General features: G+C 50.5%; 20 protein-coding genes. 6 read left to right on the forward strand and 14 right to left on the reverse strand.

The features are described 5' to 3' along the window. Positions 1–69: 69 nt before the first annotated feature. From DUE52_RS17340 to galE, 12 genes are all read right to left on the reverse strand, one after another. Positions 70–1,158, reverse strand: coding sequence for a helix-turn-helix domain-containing protein (locus DUE52_RS17340; RefSeq protein WP_114407301.1), 1,089 nt, complete (start codon positions 1,156–1,158; stop codon positions 70–72). After that, positions 1,158–2,558: a dihydrolipoyl dehydrogenase gene (gene lpdA / locus DUE52_RS17345; protein WP_114407302.1), complete on the reverse strand. Its 1,401-nt coding sequence runs from the start codon at positions 2,556–2,558 to the stop codon at positions 1,158–1,160. The genes DUE52_RS17340 and lpdA overlap by 1 nt, the downstream gene beginning before the upstream one ends. A 125-nt stretch (positions 2,559–2,683) precedes the next feature. Continuing rightward, complete coding sequence (gene odhB, locus DUE52_RS17350; RefSeq protein ID WP_114407303.1) at positions 2,684–4,300, reverse strand: 2-oxoglutarate dehydrogenase complex dihydrolipoyllysine-residue succinyltransferase; 1,617 nt, start codon at positions 4,298–4,300, stop codon at positions 2,684–2,686. Between the two features lie 51 nt (positions 4,301–4,351). Continuing rightward, complete coding sequence (locus DUE52_RS17355; protein WP_114407304.1) at positions 4,352–7,111, reverse strand: 2-oxoglutarate dehydrogenase E1 component; 2,760 nt, start codon at positions 7,109–7,111, stop codon at positions 4,352–4,354. A gap of 234 nt (positions 7,112–7,345) precedes the next feature. Then, positions 7,346–8,014 (reverse strand): response regulator transcription factor, encoded by a 669-nt coding sequence (locus DUE52_RS17360; protein ID WP_114407305.1) that lies wholly within the window; start codon positions 8,012–8,014, stop codon positions 7,346–7,348. Positions 8,015–8,135: 121 nt separating this feature from the next. Next, on the reverse strand, positions 8,136–8,945 hold the full coding sequence (locus tag DUE52_RS17365) for a sensor histidine kinase (RefSeq protein WP_114407306.1): 810 nt from the start codon (positions 8,943–8,945) through the stop codon (positions 8,136–8,138). A gap of 109 nt (positions 8,946–9,054) precedes the next feature. Then, positions 9,055–9,504: a hypothetical protein gene (locus DUE52_RS17370; RefSeq protein ID WP_133299864.1), complete on the reverse strand. Its 450-nt coding sequence runs from the start codon at positions 9,502–9,504 to the stop codon at positions 9,055–9,057. Between the two features lie 260 nt (positions 9,505–9,764). Then, positions 9,765–10,151 carry a hypothetical protein gene (locus DUE52_RS17375; protein WP_114407308.1) on the reverse strand — a complete coding sequence of 129 codons (387 nt, stop codon included), beginning with the start codon at positions 10,149–10,151 and terminating at the stop codon, positions 9,765–9,767. Positions 10,152–11,021: 870 nt separating this feature from the next. After that, positions 11,022–11,426: a hypothetical protein gene (locus DUE52_RS17385; protein ID WP_114407310.1), complete on the reverse strand. Its 405-nt coding sequence runs from the start codon at positions 11,424–11,426 to the stop codon at positions 11,022–11,024. Positions 11,427–12,107: 681 nt separating this feature from the next. Then, positions 12,108–12,968: a glucose-1-phosphate thymidylyltransferase RfbA gene (gene rfbA / locus DUE52_RS17390; RefSeq protein ID WP_114407311.1), complete on the reverse strand. Its 861-nt coding sequence runs from the start codon at positions 12,966–12,968 to the stop codon at positions 12,108–12,110. Between the two features lie 102 nt (positions 12,969–13,070). Further along, positions 13,071–14,129 (reverse strand): dTDP-glucose 4,6-dehydratase, encoded by a 1,059-nt coding sequence (rfbB, locus tag DUE52_RS17395; protein WP_114407312.1) that lies wholly within the window; start codon positions 14,127–14,129, stop codon positions 13,071–13,073. A 6-nt stretch (positions 14,130–14,135) separates the two neighbouring features. Next, positions 14,136–15,170, reverse strand: coding sequence for a UDP-glucose 4-epimerase GalE (gene galE, locus DUE52_RS17400; protein WP_114407313.1), 1,035 nt, complete (start codon positions 15,168–15,170; stop codon positions 14,136–14,138). 279 nt (positions 15,171–15,449) lie between these two features. Here galE and DUE52_RS17405 point away from each other — a divergent pair, with 279 nt between their 5' ends. Then, a complete protein-coding gene (locus DUE52_RS17405) occupies positions 15,450–16,322 on the forward strand; it encodes a transglutaminase-like domain-containing protein (RefSeq protein WP_114407449.1) in 873 nt (290 codons plus the stop codon). Positions 16,323–16,605: 283 nt separating this feature from the next. Here the strand turns inward: DUE52_RS17405 and DUE52_RS17410 are convergent, their stop codons facing one another. Beyond that, positions 16,606–17,235: a 4'-phosphopantetheinyl transferase family protein gene (locus DUE52_RS17410; RefSeq protein WP_114407314.1), complete on the reverse strand. Its 630-nt coding sequence runs from the start codon at positions 17,233–17,235 to the stop codon at positions 16,606–16,608. 147 nt (positions 17,236–17,382) lie between these two features. On the opposite strand from DUE52_RS17410, the gene DUE52_RS17415 reads away from it, so the two are divergent. The 3 genes from DUE52_RS17415 (at position 17,383) to folB (ending at position 19,747) form a co-directional block, all read left to right on the forward strand. Further along, complete coding sequence (locus DUE52_RS17415; RefSeq protein ID WP_114407315.1) at positions 17,383–18,285, forward strand: WD40 repeat domain-containing protein; 903 nt, start codon at positions 17,383–17,385, stop codon at positions 18,283–18,285. 123 nt (positions 18,286–18,408) lie between these two features. Beyond that, the gene (locus DUE52_RS17420) at positions 18,409–19,302 is read left to right on the forward strand and encodes a DivIVA domain-containing protein (protein ID WP_114407316.1); all 894 of its coding nucleotides are present in this window, start codon (positions 18,409–18,411) and stop codon (positions 19,300–19,302) included. A 94-nt stretch (positions 19,303–19,396) separates the two neighbouring features. Beyond that, positions 19,397–19,747, forward strand: a complete 351-nt coding sequence (folB, locus tag DUE52_RS17425; protein ID WP_114407317.1) for a dihydroneopterin aldolase — start codon at positions 19,397–19,399, stop codon at positions 19,745–19,747. 73 nt (positions 19,748–19,820) lie between these two features. Here folB and DUE52_RS17430 read toward each other — a convergent pair whose 3' ends face one another. Continuing rightward, the gene (locus tag DUE52_RS17430) at positions 19,821–20,585 is read right to left on the reverse strand and encodes a cupin domain-containing protein (RefSeq protein ID WP_114407318.1); all 765 of its coding nucleotides are present in this window, start codon (positions 20,583–20,585) and stop codon (positions 19,821–19,823) included. Positions 20,586–20,675: 90 nt separating this feature from the next. Here DUE52_RS17430 and DUE52_RS17435 point away from each other — a divergent pair, with 90 nt between their 5' ends. Beyond that, positions 20,676–21,668 carry a helix-turn-helix transcriptional regulator gene (locus DUE52_RS17435; protein ID WP_114407319.1) on the forward strand — a complete coding sequence of 331 codons (993 nt, stop codon included), beginning with the start codon at positions 20,676–20,678 and terminating at the stop codon, positions 21,666–21,668. Between the two features lie 233 nt (positions 21,669–21,901). Continuing rightward, positions 21,902–23,164, forward strand: coding sequence for an MFS transporter (locus DUE52_RS17440; RefSeq protein ID WP_114407320.1), 1,263 nt, complete (start codon positions 21,902–21,904; stop codon positions 23,162–23,164). Positions 23,165–23,419: the final 255 nt, after the last annotated feature.

The raw sequence follows: 23,419 nt of genomic DNA on the forward strand, positions 1-23,419 counted from the left end.
GGACGTCCGGAATCGTGTTTTCAGCCATTTTGACCCCTGACATGAGGCCCGCAAGGCTGTTGATTACCCTTATTTTTTAACCAGCAGGAAGTGTGAGGGCGCTTGTCCGGTGTGGTGTTTAAATACCTGATTGAAAGTTGATTTCGAATTAAATCCCGCTTCAAGTGCCAGGGCCAGTAAGGTTTTGTGGTGTTCTGCCGGATCGTTCAGTTTTCGAATGACGGCTTCCACCCGAAAGCCATTGACAAAATGAGTAAAGTTCGTAGCACAACGGGTATTGATCAGATACGACACATACCGGGCCGGTAGCTGGAGCCGTTTGGCCACGTCATCCACCGTCAATTTCGATTGCGTATAGAGGGCATCCTGCCGGAAAACCGTTTGCAACCGTTCCAGTTGTTTCGCATCATCATAGTGAAGAAATTCTGGCTTTTCCGACGATTTTACGTCAGGAAGAGCAGGCAGGGTGAAAAAGGCGGGATTGGCATACCCGATATAGCCGAAGGCAAACAAAGACAGGGTCAACACGATTTCCAGACCCGCAAAAACCGGCCATTCCAACAGGACACCAGCGGCCCAGATCACCGTCGTAAGCAGCAGAAAACAAAACAGGCTATACAGTCTCACAAACAGACCGAATGACAACCGGAAAGCGTGCCTTTTTAATGATCGGTGAAAAAAGACCAGTTTCCGGCCGTAAAACCAAAGGGCGATGGCGGTGCCAAAAATCGGCAGGAGTTCCGTAACCAGAAACCAGCCTGGATTATCGAGCAGCGAAGGTAATGATGCTCCGGTAGACCGACGGTAGAAACTCCAGCCAAACCGCAAGAGCACTTCCACAACCGCAGGCAGGTAAAAGAGCCAGTCTTTTTGCCGAAATGCATACCCAGGCGTCGTCGTTAATTGGGCAAAGAACCAAACCGACGGAGGCAGTAACAGGTACGATTGTAGATTCCAAAACGGAATAGAATCAGGCGAACTATGATACCGCACCTGCATACCCCAGGCGTTGAGCAGTTCGAGCGCAAGGACATAAAGAATCAAGCCCAGGAACAGGTTCGACCGTTCCTGGCGCAATCCTTTCACCACCAATGCCAAACTGAGAAGTAACCCTTGCCCGGAGGCCAGAAGAAAGGCAATCGCTTTCCCGGTTTCCATCACATATGAATCGCCCGGTTATCCGTCGCAGCCAGACACGCTTCTTTGATGGCTTCCGTGTAGGTCGGATGGGCGTGTGAAATCCGGGCGATGTCCTCCGCCGAGGCCCGGTATTCCATCGCGACAACGCATTCGGCAATCATGTCGGCCGCCCGGGCGCCGATGATGTGCATGCCCAGAATTTCGTCGGTCTGTTTGTCGGCCAGCACCTTCACCAGACCGTCCACGTCCATCGAAGCGCGGGCGCGACCCAGGGCTTTATACGGAAACGAACCCACTTTATAGGCCTTGCCTTCCTGCTTCAGTTCCTCTTCGGTGAAGCCCACACTGGCGACTTCCGGCCAGGTATAGACCACGCCCGGAATCAGGCGGTAATTGATGTGCGGTTTTTGTCCGGCCAGGGTTTCGGCTACAAAAACGCCTTCCTCTTCGGCCTTGTGCGCCAACATCGCCCCCCGAATGACATCACCGATGGCGTAAATATTCGGGACTTTGGTTTGCAGATGATCGTTTACGTTGATGCGACCGCGGTTGTCGGCGGCTAATCCGGCGGCTTCGAGGTTCAGGCCATCGGTGTACGGACGGCGGCCGACCGATACCAGGCAGTAGTCGCCTTCAAGCGTAATCTGTTCCCCTTTGGGCGTATCGGCTTTTACGATCACACCTTCACCGGTATTTTCAACGCTGGTAACTTTATGGCTGAAGTAGAAATCGGCGCCCAGCTTTTTGACGGCTTTTTGCAGTTCTTTCCCCATCGTTTTGTCCATCGTCGGAATCATCGAATCGGCAAATTCCACGAATGACACTTTCGAACCGATGCGGGCATAGACCGAGCCCAGTTCGGCCCCAATCACCCCCGCACCGATCACGATGAGGTGCTTTGGCACTTCCTGCAACGTCAGGGCTTCGGTCGAACTGATGATGCGCTTCTTATCGATCTGCATCGACGGAAACGAAGTCGGTTTGGAACCGGTTGCAATGATAAAGTTCTTCGCCGTGATCTGCTCTTCGCTGCCATCGTCTTTCTTGACTTTCAGCGTATTGGCATCAACAAATGACCCGAATCCCTGGTGAACCGTGATTTTGTTTTTCTTCATCAGAAACGAAATTCCGGTCACATTGGCTTCCACGACGCCTGCCTTCCGTTTGATCATCTGGGGCAGATCGACCTGCAAATCCGCCAGTTTAATCCCGTGTTCGGCGAAGGTATGGGCGGCATTGTAGAAATGCTCCGAAGAGTCGAGCAGGGCTTTCGACGGGATACAGCCGACGTTGAGGCACGTACCGCCCAGCGTCTTGTATTTTTCCACGATGGCCGTTTTCATACCCAACTGGGCGCAGCGAATCGCGGCCACATAGCCGCCCGGCCCGGAGCCGATGACGATGACGTCGTATTGCATAAATTTACAGATCTATTTGCAGGTATATTATCGCTATACAAATGTAGGACGGAGTGTAAACCGCCTTGCCAACGAGCATTTTCTGGCTCGAAAGGCGGTTTTACAATCCGTCCTACTACTTATTCTTATACGCCCAGTAAAATCCGGGCCGGATCTTCCAGCAACTGTTTTACGCGAACAAGGAAGCTCACGGAGTCTTTGCCGTCGATGATGCGGTGATCGTACGAGAGGGCCACGTACATGATCGGGCGCACCACGATTTCGCCGTTGACCACCACCGCCCGTTCCACGATGTTGTGCATACCAAGAATGGCCGACTGCGGAGCGTTGATGATCGGCGTCGACAACATCGAGCCGAAAATACCGCCATTGGTGATCGTGAACGTGCCACCGGTCATCTGCTCGATCGTCAGTTTGTTATCCCGCGCCAGACCCGCCAGCCGGATAATTTCCTTCTCGATACCGGCAAAATCCATGCTTTCGGCATTCCGGATCACCGGCACCACCAGACCGCGTTCCGTTGAAACGGCGATGGAAATATCACAGTAATCGTTGTAGACAATCGAATCGCCGTCGATGGTAGCGTTCACATTCGGGAAGTCCTGCAAGGCAATGCAAATCGCTTTGGTGAAGAACGACATGAAGCCCAGACCAACCGCGTTTTTGTCCTTGAATTTATCCTTGTATTTGGCCCGCAAATCCATGATTGGCTTCATGTCGACCTCGTTGAAGGTCGTCAGCATGGCCGTTTCATTTTTCACGGCCACCAACCGGCGCGCAATGGTTTTCCGCAACGAGCTCATGCGTTCACGCCGTTGTCCCCGGTTTCCACCAGCGGGGGCCGGAGCCGAAGCGACCGGAGCCGGGGCGGGTTTGGGGGCTGGAGCAGCAGCCGGTTGCGGAGCGGGTGCTGCCGGTTTTTCGGCTTTCACCGCATCTTCCTTCATAATCCGGCCACCAATACCGGTGCCGTTGACTTCTTTCGGGTCGATGCCTTTTTCGGCCAGAATCTTGGCGGCCACCGGCGACGGGTGATTGGCCGCGTAGCCATCGGCCGGAGCGGCTGCCGGTTGTGCGGCTGGCTGAGATGCCGGAGCAGGTGCAGGTTGGGCAGCGGGTTGAGCCACGGCGGCTCCCACTTCAATCCGGCAGATTACGGCGCCAATGGCCAGGGTTGCACCGGCTTCGGCCACAATCCGGAGGGTTCCGGCGGCTTCTGACGGCAACTCAAACGTGGCTTTATCGGATTCGAGTTCGCAAAGAACCTCGTCCAAAGCGACCTGATCACCGTCTTTTTTATTCCAGGAAGCAATCGTCACTTCCGTGATCGACTCGCCAACCGGGGGCACTTTCATTTCAATGCTTTTCGAGGCTGCGGCAGCAGCGGGTTCAGGTGCCGGTGACGGTTTGGGCGCTTCGGGCTGTGGAGCCGGAGCAGCTTGTTCGGCCGGTTTGGGCGCCGGTGCTTCCGCTTTCGGAGCCGCCGGAGCCGCGCCATTGGACGCACCCGCAGCTTCGATGGTACACAAAACCGCACCAATAGGCAACACATCGCCTTCCTGGGCCATGATGTGCAACACGCCGTCGGCTTCAGCCGGAAACTCAAACGATGCCTTGTCCGATTCCAGTTCGCACAACACCTCGTCTCTCTTCACCGAATCGCCCTCTTTCTTATGCCATGCCCCAACGGTTACTTCCGTAATGGACTCCCCAACCGGGGGTACTTTCATTTCTATTGCCATTTTCTCTTAGTTTTCAGTTGTCAGCTACCCGCGATTGGTAACCGTAAACTCTTATTCAAACGCCCGGCGGATGATGTCGGCCTGTTCCTGAGCGTGAACTTTGGAATACCCGGTTGCGGGCGACGCGCTGTTTTTCCGCGTAATGCCACGCAGTTTCAAATCCAGGGCCGAACGCAGCAAGAACGTCCAGGCACCCATGTTCGACGGTTCTTCCTGTACCCAAACCAGTTCAGCGGTTTTGCTGTATCCGGCCAGAATGGCATCCAGTTGCTTCTGCGGGAACGGATGCAATTGTTCCAGCCGAATGATGGCCACATCTTCCCGCTTATCCGCCTGCTGTTTTTCGAGCAGTTCGTAATAAATTTTACCCGTACAGAGCAGAATCCGTTTCACCTTTTTGCCCGTGGCAAAACCGTCGGGCAGCACTTCTTTGAAACTCCCCTTGGTAAGATCTTCCAGGGGTGAAACTACTTGCGGATGGCGCAATAATGATTTTGGCGACATCACCACCAGCGGTTTGCGGAACGGCCAGGTCAATTGCCGGCGCATCAGGTGGAAGAAGTTGGCCGGCGTGGTCACATTGGCCACCACCATGTTGTATTCTGCCGACAGTTGCAGGTAGCGTTCCGGGCGGGCGTTGGAGTGTTCCGGTCCCTGGCCTTCGTAGCCGTGTGGCAACAACATCACCAGACCGTTCATCAATCCCCACTTCGATTCTCCGGACGAAATAAACTGGTCGATAATCACCTGGGCACCGTTGGAGAAATCGCCAAACTGGGCTTCCCAGATCACCAGCGCGTGGGGCGTGGCCATCGCATAGCCGAACTCAAAGCCCAGCACGCCGTATTCCGACAACAGGGAGTTGTAAATCTGCATTTTCTGCTGACCATCCTGAATGTGATCCAGCAAGCTATACGACTGGTTGGTTTCCGAATCGTGCAGAACGGCATGGCGGTGCGAGAATGTTCCGCGCTGCACATCCTGACCACTCAGACGAACCACCTTGTTTTCAAGCAGAATAGACCCGTAGGCCAGCAATTCCGCCGTACCCCAGTTGACCTGTTTGTTCTCAAAAACCATCTGCCGACGGTCTTTCAGGAGTTTATCGATTTGCTTGAGCGGTTTGAAACCGGTCGGAATCGTAACGAGGGCGTTTCCGATTTTTTCGAGCGTTTCCATCGGCACACCGGTTTCGGGCGACCGTTCGAAATCTTCCGGCGTACTGACCCGCAACTCGGCCCACTCCCGATCCAACCGCAGCGGTTTGTAGGGAATTTCGGCCTTTTGCTTCACCATGTCGAGCCGGTCCTGCAATTCTTTCTTGAACTCAACGTCCATGTTAGACGCCAGTTCTGCATCGACCTCGCCCCGTTCGATCAGGCTTTTGTTATAAATTTCGCGCGGATTGGCGTGTTTTTCGATGATGTTGTACATCGTCGGCTGCGTAAACTTGGGCTCATCCGATTCGTTATGCCCGTAGCGACGGTAACAGACCATGTCGATAATAACATCCCGGTTGAATTTTTCCCGGAATTCGACCGCCAGTTTGGCACAGAAAACCACCGCTTCCGGATCGTCGCCGTTGACGTGAAAAACCGGAGCATCGATGATTTTGGCGACATCCGAGCAATAAATCGACGAACGGGCATCTTCAAAATCAGTCGTAAAACCAACCTGGTTGTTGATCACGAAATGGAGCGTTCCACCGGTTTGGTAGCCGGCCAGTTTCGCCATCTGGGTCACTTCATACACAATGCCCTGACCCGCCACAGCCGCATCGCCGTGGATCAGGATCGGCATAATCTTGTCGAAATTGCCCGCGTATTCTTCATCGGCCTGCGCCCGTACGAACCCTTCGATAATCGGATTAACCGCTTCCAGGTGCGACGGATTCGGGGCCAGTTTCAGGCTGATCTGCTTACCCGTTGACGATTCGATCAGGCTCGAATAGCCCAGGTGGTATTTTACGTCACCGTCGCCAAACACCTGATCGGGAACGTTGCCTTCAAAACCGCTGAAAACGCTTTCGTAGGATTTGCCCAGGATGTTGACCAGCACGTTCAGACGGCCCCGGTGTGCCATCCCGATCATGACCTCTTCAACGCCCAGTTCCGACGCGTAGTTGATGATGGCGTCCAAAGCCGGAATGGTGGTTTCGCCCCCTTCGAGCGAGAACCGCTTCTGACCTAAATATTTGGTATGCAGGAAGTTCTCAAAAACCGTTGCTTCGTTCAGTTTTTTCAGAATCCGTTTTTTCTCCTCAATCGTTGGGTCAAAAACCAGCGCTTCTTTCTCGATTTTGTTCCGAAGCCAGTTTTTGACATCAATCTCGCGGATGTACATATACTCGAAACCGATGGTTCCGGCATAAATTTTCTCCAGCGATTCCATGATTTTCCGCAGCGAACTCGGCCCGATCCCCAACAGTGTCCCGGCTTCAAAAACCGTGTCGAGGTCGGCTTCGGTCAGGGCATAATCTTCCAGACCAATCCGCGGGCTGCGGTCTTTCCGGTTCCGGATGGGGTTGGTTTTGGCCAAAAGGTGCCCCCGCGAGCGATAGGCTTTTATCAGACTGGCTACCGATACTTCCTTTTCTGCGTGTTTGGTGTCAATAACCGGTTTTGCAGTCGTTTGGTCGGCGTTGCTGTGGCCGTTGCCATTTCCATTTTCGCCATACGACTGGGAAAATTCAAAACCTTCAAAAAATTTTTGCCAGCTTCCATCCACTGAGCCGGGGTCTTGTTTATAAGCCCGGTATAAATCGTCGATGTAGGCTGCTTCTGAGTTAGCTATATACGAGAATCTGTCCATAATTCGGGATCACCCATGTTCGAATGGCAAAGTTAAACGATCAAATAGAAAGATGTCTTCTATTTATTCAATTCTTTATGAATAGATAGGCAGTTTTGTTTTGGTAACAAGAGCCGCTCGAAATAAGTTAAAAAAAAGGAAGAAAGCAGGAAACGAAGACCGGATAAAAGGGCCTCCAACGGCCACCTGATCCACGCTTCGATTCCTGCTTTCTTCCTTTTTTCTTTTTCCTGCTTATACCAGATTATTCTTGAAGGCGTAGGCGACCATTCCCGCCGTGTTTTTCGTACCGGTTTTTTCCAGAATCCGCAGGCGGTGGCCTTCGACCGTGCGCGGACTGAGGAAGATTTTCTCACTGATTTCGGCCGTCGATAACCCTTCGCAAATCAGTTTAAGCACTTCTTTTTCGCGCTCCGACAGCAGCACCTTGCTATTATAGAGTGTCGAGGTGGAGGTTTGTTTGATAACGGTGGTGGGTTTGTTCACCATTTTCCGGTGCATGACCTTGGAAACGAAGTCATTCAGGTACACGCCGTCGTCCATCACCCGGTGAACGGCTTTTTCCACTTCGTCCAGATCCGCATCTTTCAGAACGTATCCGCTCACGCCTTTTTCGAGCAAATGGAGCACAAACCGGTCTTCATCGTGCATGGTCAGCATGATGATTTTGACGTCGGGGTGGTTTTCCCGGATGTATTCTGTGGTGGCAATGCCGTCCATCACCGGCATTTCGAGATCGAGCAACACCACGTCGGGCATTCGGCGGGTCAGTTTGTCGATCAGTTCCTGCCCGTTGCTGGCTTCGAGCACCAATTCAAAATCAGGCACCTGGCTCAACACGGAAGCCATTCCTTTCCGGAATAAATTATGATCGTCGGCTAACGCAATCTTGATCTTTTTCATGGTCAGGGTTAGATGGCAAATATGGTTGAATGGTTAAAAATGGTTGGATGGTTAAAAATGGTTAATTGGCAAGCCATGCTTTTTAACCATTTTAACCATCCAACCATTTTAACCATCTATTCTATACCGCTTCCACTTCTACTTCTACTTCCGGCTTCAAATTTTTAACCTGGATGTGTATCCGGGAACCGCGGCCTTCTTCCACGTCGAATGTAACATGCCCGTCGATGACGTTCAGGCGGCTTTCGATATTTCGCAGACCCAGCCCGCGCTTTTTGTCTTTCAGAATTTCGTCCAGATCAAACCCGCGCCCGTCGTCGATCACCGACAGCAAAATTCCGGTGGGCTGGCAGTGCAAATCGATGATGATGTTCTCGGCATTGGCGTGTTTGATGGCATTGTTGATCAATTCCTGCGCAATGCGAAACAACGTCAGATCCAGTTGCGGAAGCAAGGTCGGCATTTTATCCGAACACGACAACTCGACGTGGACTTCGCCGTTGCTGGCTTTTTCGGCCAGTTCTTCGAGGGCCGAAACGAGGCCGAAGCGTTCGAGGGTGGTGGGCACCAGATCGCGGCTGATGCGCCGGACGTTGGCAATGGTTTCGTCGAGAAGCGAGCGGGTTTTCTGCACCAATACCGTCGAACCAGGGTCGTTGTGTTCGACGGTTCGGCCCAACTGATTCAGACTTAATTTGGTGACCGACAACATCGTACCGATCTCGTCGTGCAAATCCTGCGCAATCCGCCGACGTTCGTGTTCTTGCGCCTGAAGGGTGGCAGCCAGGAGCCCCTTGCGGTATTTCTCCTGCCATTCCTTCAGAATCAGTTGCTGACGGATTTGCTTTTGTTGGTAATAGGCAACAAATACGATGATGAAAATCGCCATCACCAGCAAAACGGCCGTTCCTACGGCAATATATAATTTCATGTCCTCGTTCACAGCGAGCCCGAAGCGAAGTGCGTTCCCATACACGGGGAGTGATTAAACCAATTTGCGAAATATAAAACTCTGGCACCAGAACCGCAAGAACGATGTATTAAACGGTCAGGCGGCCAGTCACTCGAAATTCCCGCCGGCGGAGCCAGAAACTGACCAGAAGGACCAGGTAGAAAAAAGCCGAGAACGTTCGGACAATGGTAATGTATAAATAGTAACTGCCATTTGAACTCAGGTCCCCCAACGTCACCTTGACGAACAGAAAAACAAACAACGTGCCAGCCGCATGGACAATGGCACCGGCGCTCACCCAAAACATGGAGTGAATCAGTAAATTTTGGATCTGCATCTTCGTCAGGATGTAATGAAAATACAGAAGTGCATACATAATCATGATGATTCGTTGAACACCGAGGGCTATACCGGCAATATTAGTCCAGCTAAAGTCGTATAGAAATACCAATACATAAATCACAAAACCGCTGAGAACCAGCGACCGGTTTCGCCGGGATTTTAACTCGGTCCAATACGCTACGGCAAAGCCGCTCATTTCAACGAGCGAATTTAAATTGTATAAATATGTGTTATTATGGCGATAGGCCGCATCGTGAATTTGGATCAAACTGATTGCAAATGAAAAAATTAACATTCGCAACAACCATCGGTTTGGCTTGTCCAGAAAAAAATAATTAACCAGACCTGTTCCGATGGCTAGCAAGAGGAACATATCTGGTAAAAATGAATCCGGATACTTGAGTATTAACTTGACGTAAGGATGATCAATCATCGTTTCAACAGACTTCTATTTCCCTACGGATTGCACTCGGGCGGACATATCGGCCCGTCGGCTAACTGCCCTTCACGACCGGACGGCATATCTTTCATTCCGGCTTCTACAGGATCGGTGAGTTCCAGAATTTCCCGGCCATTTTTGTCGATGCCCACCAACACAACGCGCGGCACCAGGTGTTCATTTCCGTTGACGGATTCCCGGCGTTTGGCGTGATAAACCCGGATGCCGATGCAGCCCGGCTGATCCAGAATCTGATGCAAATTATCGCTGCCAAAAAACTCGGAGCGAACCGTATCTTCCTGCGGAATCTGCTGTTGTTTCTTGCGTTCCTGGTAAGCGCCTTTGAACTGATCGGCTTCGTCTTTGGAAATAAAGCGTCCCGCACCGGGGTTAATATTACTCATGATAAAAAGAGGTTTAATGGACTGGATAAGGTTTGAATTCGTTTCCCAAAGTTGCACAAGCTTGTTGTGGAAAGCAATTAGCTTTGAGTGAACGGAAAGGGATGGAGCGACTCTTTTTGGTGGTTTTCGATCTTCCGGCCCTGCTTCTTAATGGGTTATGACACTACACTAATCAGGTATAATTTTCTTTATCGTATTTGCTGACCCAGAAACCGATTGTTGAGAATAGGCAAAAAATTATATACAATATCTGTTTTACTTTCCAATATAAATCAAATATATTACTTTTAGTATGCACACCTATTGTAAATTGACTAAATAAATACATAAAAAAAGTCCCTAGGGAATAAAGAAGTAATCCAGCACTAATCCAAAACATACTGTGCAATAGTATATTAATAATCTTCATTTGTGTTAGCAGCCAGTTAAAATAAAACAAAACTAGTGTTACACATAACAGTCTAAATACTGTATTACTTGCCGATGAGAATGTATCATGAGAATAAAAAAAAATACTAACACAAATACTTATCAACGTGGCTATTGCTATAGTTTTTTTATGAATTTTATTTTCAAAAATCTCATAGTACGACAACCCAATTATTAACACATCTATTATTAGGTAAATATTATATAAGTGAATATTACTCCATTTATTAAGAGAGTAAAAAAGCTGAATGCATTCTTCTAAAAAAGAAATCGAAAAATAAAAAGCTACTAACTTCAATTGATTGTTTAAATACTGCCGCCGATAAATACCAATAGTTACCGGCAGCAGTATAAAAGCATGACCAATATAATCCAATGGATAGTCTCGAATATTGCCAATCAGACGTTCCAGCATTTAACAAATTTCTAAATGCATGAAAATTAGCAGTGCTGAGGACAAGGGTGCCCATCCGCCAGCGCATCACCATCGCCCCTATCCTTCAATCCTTCGGTATCTTCGAAGATATCAGAACCGTCGGCACGGACACCCACCAACACCAGCCGGGGTTTGAGTGCGCCTTCGTCTTTGGTGGTGGGGTCACCATCGGCGTCTTCGTAGCGTCTGCCGTAATACACCCGGATGCCGACACAATCTTTACGGCCCATCAACTTGCTGATGCGGTTGATGCCGAAAAACTCCGCTTTCGTAACTTCTTCGGGCTTGAGTCCCAGCTTCTCTTCTTCGTAAACGCGGTGCAGGCGGGTACGGCCTTTGGCGTCAGCAGCCGTGATGAAGGAGCCAACATCGCCGTGAAATTTGTCGGAGGGTTTACGCGGTTCTTGCATGGTAGAGCAGATTAATTTGCTTTACCAAGTTAAAATGAATTCGATTGGGATGGGTGGAGGGCCGGGAAAATCAGGTATAAATACGTAACCATTCAGGGAATATCCCGTACTTTTCCGTGTTTTGTCACCATCTGGTAAAAAAAAGTATTTCTTCTTTCCCGTTCCTATATTTCTTCTCTACCATTCTTATTATCTTCCCTGCACATTTGCAGAGAGTCGGTGCGTCCTGTCTCCGATAGGATGAGCTGATTTTCTCATCTCATAGGTTAGGTTTGGAAAAGGCCAGGACGTTGTCCAGGCTTTTTTTTTGCGTCTTTCGTCCTCCCCTGAATTGCGGTTTCATGATCCGGTTTTGGTTCTTCGGCCTTCGATCGGTCATCCCTACGGGACTCTAAACTCATTCCATTCACCTCTACCCCGGTTTCAACCAGGGGCTACAAAACTGATTCATCCCTCCGGGATTATCAAATCCGAAAAATCCCGGAGGGATGGTACATCTTGTAACCCCGACCCATAAACGACGTCACTTTAAATCCCGGAGGGATGGCCCATCTTGTAACTCCTGGTTTCAACCGGGGGACAAATTAATGACATGGTTCTAAATCCCGTGGGATGTTGGACAAATTCCGGGAGAACGGTTAATTCTTATCTCCACTAAATCGCCGAAGTGGTACAATGCCCCTATTTCAGCAGATTCAATAAATACTGTCCATACCCGCTTTTCACCAGCGGTTGGGCAATGGCTTTTAGTTGTTCCGCGTCGATGTATCCCATCCGATAGGCCACCTCCTCGATCGAGCCGATTTTCATCCCCTGCCGCTCTTCGATCACCTGCACAAACTGACCCGCCTGCATCAGCGACACAAACGTGCCCGTGTCCAGCCACGCCGTCCCCCGATCCAGAATCCCCACTTTCAGCTTCTGGCGCTCCAGATACACCTTGTTGACGTCCGTGATCTCGTATTCGCCCCGCGGGCTGGGGGCCAGTTCTTTGGCAATCTTGACCACCTCGTTGTCATAAAAATACAATCCCGGCACCGCGTAGTTCGACTTGGGCTGCTCCGGTTTTTCCTCGATCGACAAGGCTTTGTTATCATCATCGAATTCCACCACCCCATACCGCTCGGGATCGTTCACCTTATAGGCAAACACCACCCCACCGTCGGGATCATTGTTAGCCTGCAAAAGCTTCGACAGCCCCGAACCGTAGAAAATATTGTCGCCCAGAATCAGGGCCACCTTGTCATTGCCGATAAACTCTTCGCCGATGACGAAAGCCTGCGCCAGCCCATTCGGCAGCGGTTGTTCGGCATATTCAAACGAACACCCCACCTGCGAGCCATCGCCCAGCAGTTTTTTGAAGTGTGGCAGATCATGCGGAGTCGAGATGATCAGGATCTCGCGAATGCCTGCCAGCAGCAGAATCGACAACGGATAATAGATCATCGGTTTGTCGTAAACCGGCATGAGTTGCTTGCTGACGGCCAGCGTCAACGGGTGCAGACGGGTACCGGAGCCCCCGGCCAGAATGATGCCTTTCATGTTTTTTTCAATGAGTGAATGAGTGAATGATAGAATGAGTGAATAAACAGGACAAGGACCGCTCTTTTTTATTCACTCATTCTATCATTCACTCATTCAAAATTATCGGTTTTCGTACATGGAATCGTAATACTTCTGATAAGCGCCCGAGGTGACGTTTTCGAGCCAGTCCTGGTTGGCTAAAAACCAGTCGACGGTTTTTTCCAGGCCTTCTTCAAATTGCAGCGAAGGCTCCCAGCCCAGCTCGTTCATCAGCTTGTGGGCGTCGATGGCGTAGCGCAGGTCGTGGCCGGCGCGGTCGGTCACGTAGGTGATCAACTGGGCGGAGGTGCCTTCGGCCCGGCCCAGTTTGCGATCCATGATGCTGCACAGCAGATGCACCAGGTCGATGTTTTTCCACTCGTTGAAACCGCCGATGTTGTAGGTCTCGCCGGTTTTGCCGTTGTGGTAAATCGTGTCGATGGCCCGCGCGTGGTCGATGACATACAACCAGTCCCGCACATTCTCGCCTTTGCCATAGACCGGCAAAGGCTTGTTAGTCTGGATGTTATGAATCATCAACGGGATGAGCTTCTCGGGAAAGTGGTTGGGGCCGTAGTTGTTGGAGCAGTTCGACAGCACGATGGGCAGCCCGTAGGTATTGCCATAAGCGCGTACGAAGTGATCCGAAGCCGCTTTGGACGCCGAATAGGGCGACTGCGGATCGTAGGAGGTGGTTTCGGTGAAGAAGTCTTCCGGATTGTGCAGCGACCCGTAGACCTCGTCGGTCGAAACGTGGTAGAAGCGTTTGCCGGCGAAGTCGGCCTTCCAGCTATTTTTAGCCGCATTCAGCAGGTTGACCGTTCCAACGACGTTGGTCAGCACGAATGCCATCGGGTCGGTGATCGACCGGTCGACGTGCGATTCGGCCGCCAGGTGGATGACGCCATCGAAGGCATGGTCCTGAAACAGTTGCTCCAGAAACGACGCATCCGTAATATCTCCTTTGACGAAGGTATAATTCGGCGCATTTTCAATGTCCGTGAGGTTGGCGAGATTACCGGCATAAGTCAGTTTATCCAGATTAACAATCTGATAATCTGGATATTTTGTCACAAACAGCCGAACGACGTGTGAACCAATGAAGCCGGCTCCGCCGGTAATCAGAATCTTTTTAGACATACGTTTTTACTCCGAAACGATTGAGTTTTTCAATTGCAAATTTTGTTCCCAGCGCCACGCGTCCTGTAGCCCTTCGGCCAGGGTTTTTTCGGCGCGCCAGCCCATCACGTTATTGACTTTATCGACCTGTGCGTAGATTTTCTCCACATCGCCCGGACGGCGGGGGCCAATCGAATAATTCAGCTTGATGTTGTTCACTTTTTCAAACGTCTGGATCAGTTCCAGAACGGTTTGCCCGTTGCCGGTGCCTACGTTAAAAACATCATAATAACTGGTTTCCTCGCGCGAATCGAGCAACCGCAGCGCCTGAACGTGCGCTTTGGCCAGATCAACCACGTGAATGTAATCCCGGATGCAGGTCCCGTCGACGGTGTCATAATCGCCCCCGTGCACCGTCAGTTTCTCACGAATACCGGCGGCTGTCTGGGTAATGAACGGCACCAGATTACCCGGAACGCCCAGTGGCAATTCGCCGATCAGCCCGGACGGATGCGCCCCCATCGGATTAAAATACCGCAGCGCAATCGATTTGACAGGTCCGCCCGCCTTGACGGTATCCCGGATGATGTCTTCGCAAATGGCCTTGGTGTTACCGTAGGGCGACTGCGCCGGCAGCCGGGGGGTTTCCTCCGTCACGGGCAGGTGTTCGGGTTGACCGTACACCGTACACGACGACGAGAAAACCAGGTTCGGAACGCCATACCGCTGCATGGTTTCCAGTAACAACAAAGTTGAGTCGAGGTTGTTGCGGTAATACATCAGCGGTTTTGCCACCGATTCGCCCACTGCCTTGTGAGCCGCGAAGTGAATCACCCCCCGAAAATTCTCTTTTTCAAAGATCGCATTGAGCGCTTCGGCATCGTTGCAATCCGCTTCATAGAACGGAACATCGTGGTTCAGAATCTGGCGCAGTCCTGCCAATGCCGAGCGGTTCGAGTTGGAAAAATTGTCGATAATGACGGGTTCGAATCCCGCGTTCAGCAGTTCTACGACTGTGTGCGAACCAATAAAACCGGCTCCGCCAGTGACTAAGATTTTCATGAGGGTAATTGCATTTAAGGCGTTATTTCAAACGTTGAGTACGGTATTGAATAGTGCAAAAAACCTGCCGCTATGGTTGAACGATTCGGATTGTCGCTCACGGCGGACAAGAAAATCATTTTTTGTAAAATCGTGTTAAGAATTCGGATACAGCCCGTTTCTTGCGGGGCAAAAGTATAAAATTCAGTAGGTTTCTAAAAATAAGTTTTTATCTTCGGGTTATAGCGTTGCAGCACCGGCCCGGCAAAACCCCGGACCGCAACCCATTGGAGTGGCATGATAAACGACAACGAAATAAAAGCCCTGATTTCTTTGCTGGACGATGAAGACCAGGAAATCACCGAACACGTTGAACAAAAAATCCGCGAATTGGGCGGCCAGTTGATCCCGTACCTGGAAAGTGAATGGGAAGATAGTTTTAGTCCTATTCACCAGAAGAAAATTGAGGAGTTAATTCACGATTTGCAATACCAGTCCGTTCTGGATCGAATTAGACTCTGGAAAGAAACCGGAGGAATCGACCTCCTGGAGGGTTTGTGGATCGTGGCAACGTATCAATACCCGGATTTGTCGCTCGATAAAATCCGGCTTGAAATCAAGCAACTGTACCTGGATGTGTGGCTGGAAGGCAAGTCCGAAATGCACCCCATCGATCAGATCAAAACCTTAAATACCGTCTTTTTTAACAAACTGAAATTTGCCGCCAACACCAAACATTTTCATTCGCCTTCCAATTCGATGATCAATGTGGTGCTGGAAAGCCGGCGCGGCAACCCCATTTCGCTGTGTGTGATTTACATGCTGATCGCCCAGCAACTTGATTTGCCCGTCTACGGTGTAAACCTGCCCAGTTTGTTTGTGTTGACGTATAAAAAGGACCATACCCAGTTTTACATCAACGTCTTTAACCGTGGCCTGGTGTTCTCGAAGTCAGACATTGATCACTACATTGGGCAGTTGAACCTGAAACCGGCCGACACCTACTACCAACCCTGCACGAACCTGGATATTATCCGGCGCGTGCTGCGGAATCTGATGCTGGCGTTCGAGAAAATCGGCGATACCGGCCGCGTGAAGGAAGTCGAGCAATTGCTGGATGCGGTTTACGACGAAGATGCCACCCCGCCCTTGTCAGATTATACGAATAAGTGATCTAAGAGTTAGATCGGCCATCCCTACGGGATTTTAGGCTATACCCAAAACCGGTGGCTACAAAATGCTTCATCCCTACGGGATTATCAAATACAACAGTCCCGTAGGGATGAAGCATTTTGTAGCTTTTCAATGTTCCGACTTAGGCTACTCACAAATAAACAATCCCATAGGGATGAATCATTTTGTAGCGGTGGGTTTGAACCCACCAAAAAAGAAAAGATCTAATCAACAATCCCGTAGGGATGACCGATCTAATGAAACCTAAAAGTCTGTGGGCCTGCTAAAAAGCCACCGCTAACATCCCCGGCCCTGTTTCGAAATAATGAATGGTTAACGCCCGAACATCGTCGGGCAAGCGGACGTGGCCCGTCAGAAGCCCCGCACCATCGGCAAATGGATCGATGTGCAGGTGTTCGCGGAAGGTGAGCTGGCGTTTGCCGTAGAGCTTGTAAAGAGCCTCCTTGGCGCACCAGTATACCGCCAGCCGGTGCAGATCGCCGTTGGCATGGCTGATTTCTGCGTCGGACAACACGCGCGGCACCACCCGGATAAACTGCTCCCGAAACGGCTCAATGTCAATGCCTACGGTTTTGGTATGGTGTAGCACCGCAGCAGCCCAGCCGGAGGTATGCGAAATCGAAACGTGGGCAGCCAGGCCAATCAGATGCGGTTTTCCGTATTCGTCCTTGTACAACCCCGCATAGGTCCAGTGCGCCTGAACCAGCGCCCGAACCGCAGCCCGGCAGGCCAGCCACTCCACACGCTGCGCCGGGTGCGTGATCTGGACCAGTTCCAGTTGCTCCGGCATCGTCAGCGTGAGCAGCGCGCGCAGTTCGTCTTCACTTTCTTCAATTTTCCACAACACCGCCGTACAGTCGGCCCCCAGTCGATGGGTTTGATAAACGGACATACTTTGGATTTAAAATGTAATAATAAATGTAAAATTTCAAATGTCGAATGTTAAAGTGAAAGCCACCAGAACACATTTACATTCGACATTCATCATTTTGCATTTATCATTTAATATTTTCCCTTTATCATTGCAGAAACGATAGCAATGCAAGTCCATAAAATTGACACTTTTGCCGGCCACCGCGACTGCGTGTATACGCTGGATGCCGGAGCCTCTTCGACCGAGTTTTTTTCGGCCGGGGCCGATGGGCTGGTGGTTCGCTGGCAGTTGGACAAACCGGATCTGGGTTCGCTCCTGGCCCGCATTCCGGCTTCCGTCTACGCCCTGGCGTTCGATCCGGAACGGAAACAGCTCTGGGTGGGGCAAAATTACGACGGTATTCACATCATCGATCCCATTCAGAAACAGGAAGTTCGCTCGGCCCAGATCACCCCGGCGGCTATCTTCGACATCAAAATCAGCGAAGGAACGGCCTGGATCGCCTTGTCCGACGGCGTTCTGGTGGTGATGGATGTGGCGGAGTTTGTCGTTAAAAAGCACCTGAAAGTAAGCGATAAAAGCGCGCGGGCCATTGCCATCAATCCGAAAACCCGGGAGGTGGCCGTGGGCTACAGCGACAACGGCATCCGGATTTTTGATCAGGATGGCCTGACCCTCAAATACGTCATTCCGGCACATACAAACTCCGTTTTCACCGTTCAATATTCACCCGATGGGCGGTATTTGCTCTCGGCGGGGCGCGACGCCCACCTCAAAATCTGGGATGTTACCGACCGATACCGCCCCAAAAATGATATTGCGGCCCATTTATTCGCCATTAATCACATTTGCTACAGTCCGGATGGCGCGTTATTTGCTACAGGCAGCATGGATAAGGCCATTAAAGTGTGGGATGCGGAGACGTTCCGGCTGTTGAAGGTGATCGACCGGGCCCGACACGCCGGACACGGAACGTCGGTCAACAAATTGCTCTGGAGTCCATATCAGCACCAACTCATTTCGGCTAGCGACGACCGACTGATCTCGGTCTGGGAAATTACCCGCTAGGTAAATGATTTGGTTACTTTTCGGCTTTTTGACAAATTTCAAACTAAAAAATTGATATTTTCGGTCGGATAACTTTACTTTTAGCAGACAAGTGACCATTTGTCACCATTAACCCTTTCAGTTATGAAAATTACGCCCATCGAGATACGGCAGCATACATTTGAAAAAAAGGGATTCGGCGGCTACCGCCCCGACGAAGTCGATGCCTTCCTGGCATCACTTTCGCAGGAATGGGAACGCGTTACGAGTGAAGGAAAAATGCTGAAGATGCAGCTTGAACTGGCCGAAAAAGAACTCAGCAAGTTCAAGGACATCGAGATGACGTTGTTCAAAACGTTGAAAACCGCCGACGACACCAGCACCCAGATTACCGATCAGGCCAACAAAGCCGCGGAGAAATACCTCGGCGAATCGAAGCAGAAAGCCGATGAAATCCTGGCCGATGCCCGCAAACGTTCGACGTTGATGGTGCAGGACGCCGAAAACCAGGCCCGGTTTATCAAAGAAAATATCCTGAACGACCTGAAGTCGATGGAACACGACTTCAAAGCGATGGAGAAATACAAGGAAGGACTCATCAAACAAATTCGTACACTGGCGGGCAATGCCATCGAAAGCGTCGACCGGTTTGAGAAGAAATTCAACCAGCAGTCATTGCAGGCCAAAATCGATGAAGTGACCGCTCAACACACCGAAGATGAGCCAGTTGCGCCTACCGAATCCGAAACCCATCCTTCCGATACGGAACTGGTAGACCCGGAAACCCTGCACGTCGAAAACACGGACGATGCGCTGCAACACGCGGCCGAAGCGACCGAAACACCAGCGGATGAAGCCGTTGAAGATCCGGTTGCCGCCCAGGGCGAGGAAGCCGCCGAAGCCGGATTGCCCGCAACCGAGCCCGTTGCGGACAAGGAATCCGAAGACGAAGAGACCACCGAACCCCAGGCCGTTCACGAGGAATCGGATTCGGGCGAAAAGAAAAAGAATTCCGGATCATTCTTTGATCAGATTTAACACAAAGCGGACGTCGAGTCCGCTTTTTTGTTCTACTTTTGGGCGAAAATCTAACCGGTTGGAAAGACGGCAAAAAACCGTCACGCCCCTCTTTATGGGAACTATTGCGCTCGAAGGTCTCGAATTTTTCGCCTACCACGGCTTCTACGACGAAGAACAGAAGATTGGCAACAAATACTCGGTCGATATCACGGTCGTGGCCGATCTGTCCGAAGCCGCCCGCGTCGATAAACTCAGTACCACTGTCAACTACGGCGAATTGTACCGCATCGCCCACGAAGCCATGCAGCGCCCCGCCCGGCTGCTGGAACACATTTCCCACAACATCATCACCGAAATCCGGAAACGCTACCCCAACGTCGATTCGGTTGAGGTGAGCGTCTCCAAATTCAATCCGCCCATCGGGGGCGTTTGCCACCGGGCGAAGATCACCCTGCGCGGCTGATTGCCATCATCCATAAAAAAGCGGGAATTTGGCTCCCGCTTCGATTTCGTATATAATGCTAAAAATCAGATTATTAGCGATAATACTTTTCCAGAGCCTTATCCTCCCCTTTCCATTGTGCAATTTTGGCCAGCGCATTCACCAACGGCTCCTGAATAAAACCGGGTATTTCTGGCAGGTAGGTGCCGCTGTAGCCCAGTAACAGCGCCATATGCCAGGGGTTTTTGGTAATTTCGCCTTCAAACTGCCCGTCGTTGATGAGACCATACGCCACCCGGATGCTTTTTTCCAAGCCCCTGGCCGGCATTGTTTTAACCTGGAGGAGGAGAGTCGAATCGGTTGGGTTTGCGAAATAATGCCATTCTCCTTTCTTCGCAGTGGCACTGTCGCCTTCGTTTATGATGTACTCGTTTTCGTTTAAGCCCACCTTGGCCTTGCCTTTCAAAACCGTAAAATATTCGTCGAACGACTTGTGATAGTGCCATCCATTACCACCTTTCGGTTCTACTTCTACCTGAATCAACTCATAAGTCCCCCCGGTTTCGTGGGCGGTTTTCAGGAACGTTGATTTGTAATTGCCCTCGCTGTTAATAACGGTACGGTCAGCGCGGTTGCCGACACTCAGATCAAGCGGGGGCAGAAAAAAGGCAAAACCGGTAATAGCCAAATAGATAAAGGCCAGAAAAAAAGGAGGAAGGCCTACCAATGTGTAGAGCAGTCGGACCCAAAGCGGATGATTGCCTTTCCAGATCCGGAGGACGCCGGTTGGGTAAAATACGAAAGAGGTCCATTTCCGAACGCGGGCTTTGTTAGCCGCTTGCACAGTTAGATTGTTCATGTTGCTTATTTGTTGTTATTTTTGTTGGGGCAAATTTCCACAGTAAACAAGCCGGAGCGTTATCGATAAACGGATTATGATTGTGGCAAAATGGATAAAATTGAAAACCACAATTGGGGGACTATTTTCAGCGACATTTCACAGCGGGAAGTGTTTCACAATAGCCATTATGCCGAAGTAGTCACAAATTTCAACGAGCCTGGCTTAGCCTGTGCCAAGATTACGAGCATCCAGACCGCCGGCATTGAGCTAATTCAAGCCAGTTTCGCGACCGAACGAAAGTTAGTGTTGGTTGATCCTGAAAACTCGGAGAATGTAAGTTCATCGTTTATTCTGGACGGTAACGTTGAATCACAGTTTGCTCTGAACAACCACTCCGTGCGCCATTGGGGCAATACGCACGGTTTTCAGTATACGCCTGATTTTCAGGGCAAACACATCATCCTCAACCGAAAACTCCAGGCTTTTTCACTTTCCTACAATAGCAATTACTTTAAAAGCCTGACGCAATCCGCCGGATCAGCTTACTTAGATCACGTTGTGGATTGCATGGAACGGGGCGAAACATTGCTGGTGCCACCCGGTCAACTGTTACTACAACCCCGCATGGCCGAATTGTTGCACGCCATCGTGCAATGCCGCTTTCAGGGTCTAACCAAATACCTGTTTATTGAGGCTAAAATACTGGAACTGTTTGCTTTGCAAATGGAGCAGCTCAATACCAACGGCGTTGCGAAAGAGTTCTGGAACCCCGCCGACCGCGAGCGTTTGAAAGCCGTACACGATTATATCAGCCAGAATTACCTCGAACCGTTAACGCTGACCGGGATTTGTATTCGCTTCGGTCTCAACGAGTTTAAGCTCAAAAAAGGCTACAAACATTTTTTTGGCAGTACGGTTTTCGGCCACATTTATAAACTCCGTATGCAAACCGCCCGGCAGTTGCTCACGTCGGGGCAAATGAATGTTTCGGAGGTTTCGTTTCACATCGGGTATAACACCGTCAGCAGTTTTTCGGCAGCATTCAAAAAACAGTTTGGCTACCTGCCGGGCACCCTAAAACTGCATTTGAATACCCTGTAAGATTCATTGGGAAGAACTTGCTCCGGCCCCAATTGGATTCCTGCAATTTATTTAAAAAAAAGTACCACGAGCACTTGATTTATTCGCTGCGTAGCTTCTATCTTTGCAAACATTAACTTAGTGCGTTAAGTTGTCGTAGACAAGAGATGAAAGACATGAGATTCTAGACCGATTTTCCCAATGATGATCCGGTCAAGTCTCTATTCTTTCGTCTAACTTCTTTGTTCTAAAAAATGAAAACAAACCTCCGCTGGCTTATTGTCTTTCTGCTTTTCATCGCAACCGGTCTGAGTTTTCTGGATCGGCAGGTGCTTTCCATCGCGATTCTGAAGATTCAGGAAGAGTTCAAAATCACGGATGTTCAGTACGGCATGATCAATACCAGCTTCCTGATCAGTTATGCCCTGATGTTTACGCTCGGCGGCTGGCTCATCGACCGGATTGGCGGAAAAATGGGATTGGCCCTTTCCGTCGGCCTATGGTCGATTGCCAACAGCTTGCACGCAGTGATGACCAGTTTCACGCAGTTGCTGACGTTCCGTTTTTTGCTGGGCATGGGCGAAGGCGGCTGTTTTCCCGGTGCAGCCTGGACGGTTTACCGCTGGTTCGACAAGAAAGAGCGCGCGCTGGCCAACGGCATTGCCATTGGTGGTTCGGCCATCGGCGCCGTCGTGGCTCCTCCGTTAACAATCTGGTTATCTACTCATTACGGCTGGCGGGGCGGTTTTCTGATCCCCGGTTTGATCGGGATTGCCTGGGTCATCGTTTGGCTGTTGATCCCCTGGAAGAAAGAAAATCTGATTACCGAATCGCCGGTTCTTCCTGAAAAAAAGGAAACCGTATCATTTCTGGAATTGCTCAAAAACCGCCCGACCTGGGTGTTTATTCTGGTGCGTTTTCTGCTCGACCCGGTTTTTTACTTCATGATGTTCTGGATTCCGAAATACCTGAGTTCGGTGCGAAATGTGTCTTTTGAGCGAATTGGCAGCCTTTTCTGGATTCCCTTTCTGGCCCTGGGAATTTCCAATATCATCGGTGGCTGGCTTTCGGGGCAACTCATTGCGCGCGGCTACTCGGTGAATAAGGCCCGGAAAACCGTCATGGGCATCGCGGCCGGACTCACGCTGCTAACCCCGGCCATTGAGTGGGTGTCGTCGGTAGAAATGGCCATTGCGCTGATGTCGTTGTTCATGTTCGCCCACGGTTTTTGGATTACCAATTACATCACCTCCATTTCCGACATGTTTGGCCAGAAAGCGACCTCGACGGTGGTGGGTTTGTCGGGAACGGCGGGGGCAGTTTCGGGTTTAATTCTCAATCCGCTGATGGGTGTAGTCATTCAGCAGTATTCGTATCGCCCGCTCTGGATCGCGTCGGGATTGCTGTATCCCCTGGCATTTGTGCTATTTATCTGGCTGATTCCCAGGATTAAGCCGTTGTTCGGAGAATCGCAGTCGGTCGAAGTTATCCCGGAAAGAATCCGGGCTGAATCCTGAATAGTGTCCGGAAAGCCCGGCGGTTTATGTAAACAGCCCGTAGGCTGAATAAAAAACCGGCTCTATTTGATTTAAGACTTTCACTTTTGCCCCTAAATCCCCTAAAGGGGACTTTACAAATCCGGATTAGTCGCGTCCAAGTCCCCTTTAGGGCCGGGCCGTCGTTACGGATTTAGGGGCAAAAGCGAAAGTCCTATGATTAAATCTCTTTTACAATAATCTGATTTCTGATTAAAACCGTGTGTTTTCTAAATT

The sequence above is a fragment of the Larkinella punicea genome (assembly GCF_003334855.1).
GTDB lineage: Bacteria > Bacteroidota > Bacteroidia > Cytophagales > Spirosomataceae > Larkinella > Larkinella punicea.